Here is a 7,658-nt window from a genome sequence, read left to right on the forward strand (position 1 = left end):
CATGATATTCAATGATGAATTTTATGGCTTTCTTAGTTTGCATTTCAAATGTATTTGTAATATGGTAAGTAAGATGATAGAATGGGAAGATAAAAATAAATAGGGGATGGTCAATATGATATTTGGTGTAATTGGGTTAATTATTGTACTAGTATTATTAAATTACTTATTATTAATTCCATTTGGATTTTTTCTAGGTTCATATATTTACTTCGGGCTAATAGCTGTACTCATAATTGATATGATTATTGCTGCAATCAACTGGAAAAAATATAAAGGTAATGGAAAAGCAAATCTTAGTGAGAGATTAAATAGAGTTGGGCGACCTGTCATATGTATCTCTATACTTCATATTGTTATTGGAGTAGTGGTATTAGTCATTTTTTCGCCTTTGTTTAGGGCAAATAGTTATAAAAATTTACTTTCAGCTCCAGTTGAAAAGAAATTTGTAAAGGAAATTTCTCCATTTGATATTTCTAAAGCTCCTATTGTCACCAAGTCAACAGCACGTCAAATAGCAGATAAGAACTTAAGCCAAGATGGAACTTTAGGCAGCAGAGCTAAAATGGACACTCTGACTCTTCAGAATATAAATGATCAATTATATTGGGTAGCGCCACTTGAGCATTCCGGATTTTTTTCCTGGTTTAATAATAAACAAGAGGGTACGCCATATATTATGGTAAATGCAACTACAAAAGAAACAAAACTAGTAAGAAGCCATATTAGGTACCAGCCTCGTGCATATTTCGGACAAGACTTAGCTAGGAAACTATATGCTGATAATAAAAGCGCAGCGTATGAAGATTTTACCTTTGAAGTAGATGATAATGGTCATCCATATTGGACAGCTACAATTATTAAAAATACTATTGGTTTTAGTGGAAAGACAGCTACCGGCGTAGCTTTAGTTGATGCTGAAACAGGAGACATAAAGGATTATTCAATCGATAATGCTCCCAAATGGGTTGACAGAATCCAACCAGCAGATATAGTAAGAAATAATATTAACTATAGAGGTAAATATATTCATGGATTTTCTCCATTTAATAATAATGGAAAAATAAAAACAACAGGTGGTATGGGTATTGTTTATAATGAGGGAAAGTGTTATTTTTATACAGGAATAACCAGTGTAGGCAAGGATCAAAGTTCAATGGGCTTTTATCTTGTGGATACAAGGACAATGAAAACTACACTTTTCAGGTTGAGTGGTTCAACTGAGGATGCTGCAATAAAGTCTGCAGAAGGGAAAGTGCAAAATCTAGGATATACTGGTTCATTTCCAATCCTTATGAATGTGGCTAATTCTCCAACGTATTTTGTACCTCTTCAGGATAAAAATAATTTGACTAAGATGTATGCAATGGTAAATGTAGAGGATTATACTATAATAGGTACTGGAGAAACAGTGGATGAATGTAAAGAAGAATATATTAAGCTCCTAGCTAATAAAAATTCATTATCAAATAGTACAGGAGAGAAGAAGGTAATTACAGGTACTGTTTCTAGAATAGGATCTTATATTGAACAGGGAAATTCATATTATGTTATTACTATTGATAAGCAAAATGGCATATTTACAATCCCGGAGGCTTATAGTAAGAAACTTGCTATTACCAAAGCAGGAGATACTATCAGAATTAAATATATTGAAAGTAGTGGAACCTATACTACAATTTCCTTTGATAATATGAATATAAAATAGTGAATTGATATACTCTAAAGAGCACTTAGCCATCAAAATAGATCGGATATCTAAATGTTATTGCTTTTCTCTGACATTTGGAGATCTGATCTATCTTTTTGTTTTTTACGATTTCTTTAGTTATTTAAAGTTGAGTATAAACTATTAATGATGCTTTAAGAAGGACACTGCCTGAGTTATAGTAACTATGTGGTTTATCAGCCTTAAATCGAATTGAAGTATCGTTTTTTAGTACATACTCTTTATTTTCTATTTTTATAGTGATTTCACCCTGAAATACTGATAAAAGCTCTTCAGTTCCAGCTAAATGACCATCTGTACTTAAGTAACCGCCTTCATCTATCTCCAATGTATAAAGTTCAAAGCATCTTCCGTTTTCATAAGTGGAAAAAGGATACAGTCTGTATTTTCCGTTATCTTCTATAAGAGGATCAATCTTCTTTTTATCTATAATAACAGTATCGGGTTTTGGAGTACTGATAAGTGTATTAACCTGAATTTTTAGACCATAAGCAATTTTGCTTACAGTTGTAACTGTAGGACTGGATTTTCCGCTTTCTATTTGCCCAAGCATACTTTTGCTTATTCCGGTTAATTCAGATAATTTATCTAAACTTAATTTCTTCTCTTCACGAATTTTCTTTATGTTTGCTGATATTAATAAATTTAAATCTTCCAACAAAATTCTCCTTCCTTTACATACACTATATTTGATAAAATGTGCGTTATAACGTACAATATATATATAACTATTATATCATAATAGTATTTCACATCAATATTATATGGGAGGCAGTGCTTTGAATATTAATGTTATTAATCAAATAATTATATTGACAATTATGATGTTGGTAGGAGTTGGTTTACGTAAGACGAAAATTGTTACAGACGAAGTGGAAAAGGGGCTCTCAAGTATTTTAATGAATCTAACTTTACCCTGTATGATTATCTATTCTTTCAATTTTAGTTTTTCAATAAATATGTTAAAAAAAGCAGTTCTAATTTTATTTTATTCTATAGGAATACACATATTCTTAATTATCTTAAGTAAAATAGCCTACTTTAAACTTAAGGATTCTAAGAAAAGTGTATTTACATTTGCAACAGTATTTTCAAACTGCGGTTTTGTAGGATTTCCTATAGTGCAAGGCGTATTCGGCAATATAGGAGTATTTTATACATCGGTCTTTACAATTCCATTTAATATATTTATGTGGTCTTATGGAGTTATGCTTTTTACTGGGGAAAGAAATCTAAAAAGTATAAAGAAAAATCTTATGAATCCTCCGCTTATGTGTACTTTGTTAGGAGTTGCAATATTTCTTTTTTCGATAAAACTTCCTGTACCAGTACTTAATACTCTTCGAAGCATAGGAAATATGACAACACCTATTGCTATGTTTATTGTTGGCTCTATGCTTGCAAATGTTAAGTTAAAAGAGGTATTTAAAGGAGGAGATATTTACTATTTAAATTTTGTAAAACTTATAGCTGCTCCTATGCTTGTGTATTTTATACTGCTGATATTAGGATGTAATAGAACGCTTCTATATATATGTGTAATTATGGTGGCAATGCCAACTGCAAGTTTAATAGGAGTTTTTGCAGAGAGATATAATGGAGATAGAGTGTCTGCATCAAAATCTGCATTTTTAACAACTGTGTTATCTGTAATTACGATACCAGTTATTATGTCTATAGTATGATTAGTGTAGAGAAAGGTGTAATATAAATTAAAATATTATAGATAGTGAAGAAGCTATATTGTTTTATATTTTGACTATTGAGCGACAGAACAAGTAATGTAAGAAATGGATTAAAATTGGATATTACGTATAAAACCAGCAGATTTCTGCTGGTTTTAGGTTAATAAATAGACTTGCATAATTATGTTCAATCTATATTGTTGCATTTTAAATTTTTTATAAAGTAAATTTCTCAATAGACTTCTTTAATTTATTAACTAATTCTACTTGGCTTCTCATCGAACTGGCCACTTCATTCATAACAGTATTTATTTCAGATATACTAGCGTTAATTTCGCTTGTAGATTCAGAAGTTTTACCAGACATTTGTACCACATTATCTACTACATTACTAATTTCATTAACGGATGCATTTACCACATTAGTGAAGGAGGTTATATCTGAAGATATATTGTTAATGAGTTTCGCATCATCTTCGTATTGGTCACCTGTTTGAAGTAATAATTGGTAATCAGCTTTAACGTTTGTATTGATATATTCTAAAATATCTTGTGAGCTTGTAGTAAGATTATTAAAAACATTTCTAACTTGAACAACTAAATCTTCAACATTTGAAATAGCATCTGCAGATTGTTCTGCAAGTTTTTTCACTTCTTCAGCCACTACTGCAAAACCTTTACCTTGTTCACCAGCTCTTGCAGCTTCTATAGATGCGTTTAATGCAAGCAGATTTGTTTGTGCAGAAATGTTAGCTATAGTGTCAGACATTACTTTAATCTCTTCAACTATCTTGCCGTCCTCAATAGCATTAAGAATTTTATTCTGCTTTTCAGTGTAGGTTATATTAGCTTTTTCAAGAGAATGATTAACCTTATCCTTCATTTTGGCTGCTCTTGTTTTCATATCACCTGATGAAATTGAGGCCTCCTTTACTTTACTTAGAAGGTAGTTAGTGGTCTTAGATATTCCATCAATTTCTGAATTTGCTTTTTCAGTAATATTGATTAAACTTAAACCATCATCATTAAGTACTGATGAAGCCAAATTAATATTATTAATATTTGCAGAAGAGTTGCTAGTAGATGATAATAGTTCACTACTTGAAACATTAATGGATTTAGAAATAGTCATTATGTCTGATACAAGCAATTTTATGTTAAGGTTAGCTTTGTCAAGTGCATTTCCTAATTTGCTTATTTCATCATTACCAGTAAAATTAAGCTCTTTAGAAAGATTGCCATTGCCTAGATTTTCAGTGAAAATCAAAACCTTTTTTAGTCGCTTTAAAACCAACTTGTCATAAACAAAAACAATAATAAAAACGGATATTAAAATACTTAAGCCTGAAGAGACCATAAACCCTATATTGCGGTCCATATAATTCGTGTTAACACCTGCTGTTTTTAGTGCATCTCTACCTGTATTAAGAACATGATTGACTACTTGTCCTATATTAGTACTCAGAATCTGTACTATTAATACAGCCATAATTAATTTAAATTTGACGGAATGCAAAGTAGAAGTTAAAATTCTTTCTCGTATGTTCATAATATTCCTCCTCGTAAGTTATGCTGTTGCGATTGAAGATTATTTTTCTATATGGATAATTCCTTGTTCTATAGCAGTAGCAACAGCCTCTGATCTGGAAGCAACGTTGAGTTTGCTGTAGATATTTGTTAGATGTGCTTTAACAGTCCTTTCAGATATACCCATATCAAAAGCTATTTCCTTACTTGTGCAGCCTCTGGCAATAGCCTGCAGAATAAACAATTCTCTTTCAGTAATCGAGTTGTTAAATGAATTATTGCCAGGCAAATTTTCTTTTTTTGAATTAAAAAGGCTTTTGGTAATTTCTGGTTGGAGGAGTACTTCTCCTCTTATGGCTGAGTCTACGGTTCGTATAAGCTCCTCTCTTGTAGTATCCTTAAGCAGATAACCTTTTGCACCTAAAGAAAGTCCTTCTTTAATTAGATTGTTATCGTCAAAGGTTGTTAAAATAATTATTGGAATAGTATTGTTTTTTTGATTCAAGTTTTTTATTACATCTATTCCATTCATTTTAGGCATACTTAAATCCATTAAAATTACATCTGGTTTTAATTGATCTATTAAAATTAATGCTTTTTCTCCATTTTCAGCTTCGCCTACAACTTCATAACTTTCCTCTGTTTCGAAAATTAGCTTTAAGCCTTCCCTAACCACTAAGTGATCATCTACTACCAGTATTCTTTTTTTACTCATTTTGGCTGTCTGTTCCTTTCTCTATAGGTATTGTTATTTCTAAATTTGTTCCGTGTTTTCTCTTAGTAATTATTTTTATTTCACCATTAATTGCTTTTACACGTTCAGTAATTCCTTGAATACCATAATGCCCAAAAAGTTTATCTAAAATATTAATATCGAATCCTATTCCATCATCTGATACTTTTATATTTATTATGTTGTTTATCTCATTAATTTCAAGGATTGCATTTTTTGCCTTTGCATGTTTTGCAATATTGTTCAGCGCTTCTCTAACAATATAAAGTATGTGTTTAAGGGTATTGATAGATATCTCAGATTGTATGTTGATCTTCGTTGACAATAATACGTTTGAAATGACCTTAAAACCATTTATTTCATTTTCAATGGCTTTTGCAAAGTCTATGTTTGTTTCTGTCTTAAAGCGCAAATCTGATATTACCATTCTTGAATCTGCCAGAGTCTTTCGAGCGTGCTTCATAGCCTTTAGTACAATTTCTTGAGCCCTTTTTGTATTATTAATCTTTAAATTCGCATTTACAGCTTCTAATTGCATTATTATACCTGCAAGACCCTGAGAAAGCGTGTCATGTAAATCTCTAGCCATTCTTTGTCTCTCATTAATTAGCGTTAGTTCTTCAACCTTATCATAAGCTAATTCTAATTCTTTTAAAATCTTTTGAGTTTTAATACGTAAATCTACCTGTTCGAGAAAAATAGTGGAGTATGCGCGTACAGCGATTGTGATTATTATAAGTATTGGAAGATATTGAATCAAGCCTTTTGTTCCGCTAGAAGTTACTACTGTAATACAAAATATACTGTAAAAGAAAGCTGAAGTTAAAATTACCTTTATAGCATTGTTGTAAACCAAGATGCTTTGAAAAATAAATAAGGGAATTAATCCAAGTAATATAGCTTCATATCCCTTTGAACCTATAACGGCATAATCGAAAATTATAATTCCGTGTACAAAAAAATAAAGCCAATGTCTATGTTTAAATATTTTGTCGGAAAATATATACAGAAACAATTGGAGAAACAGTACTATCGTAAAACCAGCAATAGTATGTGAGGGCAATTTGTTTGAAGGCTGCATTAACACGATAGCAAAATATATTAGAACAAAAGCGATTATTACCGGGGATTTAGATAACCCTGTTTCATTTGTATTTATCGTAAATAGCGAGTGAAATTTATTATTCAAGACTTTAGGTTTCCTTTCTGTAAATTTTAGGATACGCTTACTAAAGTGAAAATTAATTTATATATGTAAAAATACTGAAGATCTTAATGATTTTTAAGTATTTCTAATTGAGCAATGAATTTGGTTTTTTAATTTCAAAAATTGATTTATAAAAAAGTAAACTTAAATTAATTGTATAGAAAAGTTACTATTTAAGCAACTGTACTTTTGGGCAGAATGTAATGTACTTTAGTACAAGAAATCAGAATCAATCTACTATGATATTTTAAGATATACTTTTCATTGGTGTTATAGGACTAAATAGCTTCATTTTGTTTTTCATAGATTTCGCTAGCGTTGTTTATTCTTGACAAAATTATTTAATACAAAGGTTCTGCCCAATTAGTTTACCTAAAAGTACATTGTTTTTTGCCCTAAGGTACAATTGTTGGAGTAAATGATTCACTTTATTATAAATATGTAAAATATTAAAGTGGGAAAAAGTTGATATATAAATATTGACTGTAACTAAGCCAAAGAAATGTGCAATATTTTTATAACTACCTAAATTTAAATAAACAATGAAGGAGGGTCAGCTAATGTAATTAATAGGTTGCTAGAAAAATATTATACAAGTATCAAGATATGTTGTCCCACTAATGAATAAAAGCTCACTTTCGTTTATGTAAATAGACCAGCTAGTAAAAGTCAATAAGTTTTTATAAAAAAATTAATTGATAAAAATAAGCAACACAAAAAGACCATTGAAAAACACGAACAATGGAAAATTGCTCTTAATTGTTAGGGTTGTTAAGCA

The 7,658-nt window shown here is 30.3% G+C and carries 6 protein-coding genes; 2 read left to right on the forward strand and 4 right to left on the reverse strand.

The features are described 5' to 3' along the window. Positions 1–115 precede the first annotated feature (115 nt). Complete coding sequence (locus CLORY_RS16615; protein WP_139376073.1) at positions 116–1,708, forward strand: cell shape-determining protein; 1,593 nt, start codon at positions 116–118, stop codon at positions 1,706–1,708. A gap of 124 nt (positions 1,709–1,832) precedes the next feature. Here the strand turns inward: CLORY_RS16615 and CLORY_RS16620 are convergent, their stop codons facing one another. Next, complete coding sequence (locus tag CLORY_RS16620) at positions 1,833–2,387, reverse strand: helix-turn-helix domain-containing protein (protein WP_079426551.1); 555 nt, start codon at positions 2,385–2,387, stop codon at positions 1,833–1,835. Positions 2,388–2,508: 121 nt separating this feature from the next. Between CLORY_RS16620 and CLORY_RS16625 the strand changes: the two genes are divergently transcribed. Continuing rightward, a complete protein-coding gene (locus CLORY_RS16625) occupies positions 2,509–3,414 on the forward strand; it encodes an AEC family transporter (RefSeq protein WP_169911659.1) in 906 nt (301 codons plus the stop codon). A gap of 216 nt (positions 3,415–3,630) precedes the next feature. Here the strand turns inward: CLORY_RS16625 and CLORY_RS16630 are convergent, their stop codons facing one another. From CLORY_RS16630 to CLORY_RS16640, 3 genes are read right to left on the reverse strand one after another with little or no spacing between them, the layout of a single operon-like run. Continuing rightward, on the reverse strand, positions 3,631–4,962 hold the full coding sequence (locus tag CLORY_RS16630; protein WP_079426555.1) for a methyl-accepting chemotaxis protein: 1,332 nt from the start codon (positions 4,960–4,962) through the stop codon (positions 3,631–3,633). A gap of 39 nt (positions 4,963–5,001) precedes the next feature. Then, on the reverse strand, positions 5,002–5,655 hold the full coding sequence (locus CLORY_RS16635) for a response regulator (protein ID WP_079426557.1): 654 nt from the start codon (positions 5,653–5,655) through the stop codon (positions 5,002–5,004). Beyond that, on the reverse strand, positions 5,648–6,862 hold the full coding sequence (locus CLORY_RS16640) for a sensor histidine kinase (protein ID WP_079426559.1): 1,215 nt from the start codon (positions 6,860–6,862) through the stop codon (positions 5,648–5,650). The genes CLORY_RS16635 and CLORY_RS16640 overlap by 8 nt, the downstream gene beginning before the upstream one ends. Positions 6,863–7,658 lie beyond the last annotated feature (796 nt).

It is taken from the genome of Clostridium oryzae (genome assembly GCF_002029235.1).
GTDB lineage: Bacteria > Bacillota > Clostridia > Clostridiales > Clostridiaceae > Clostridium_AE > Clostridium_AE oryzae.

What these genes read in the sequence shown, in the direction of transcription:
- CLORY_RS16635 (WP_079426557.1), bottom strand. Translation starts at nt 5,655, where the DNA reads ATGAGTAAAAAAAGAATACTGGTAGTAGATGATCACTTAGTGGTTAGG.
- CLORY_RS16630 (WP_079426555.1), bottom strand. Translation starts at nt 4,962, where the DNA reads ATGAACATACGAGAAAGAATTTTAACTTCTACTTTGCATTCCGTCAAA.
- CLORY_RS16615 (WP_139376073.1), top strand. Translation starts at nt 116, where the DNA reads ATGATATTTGGTGTAATTGGGTTAATTATTGTACTAGTATTATTAAAT.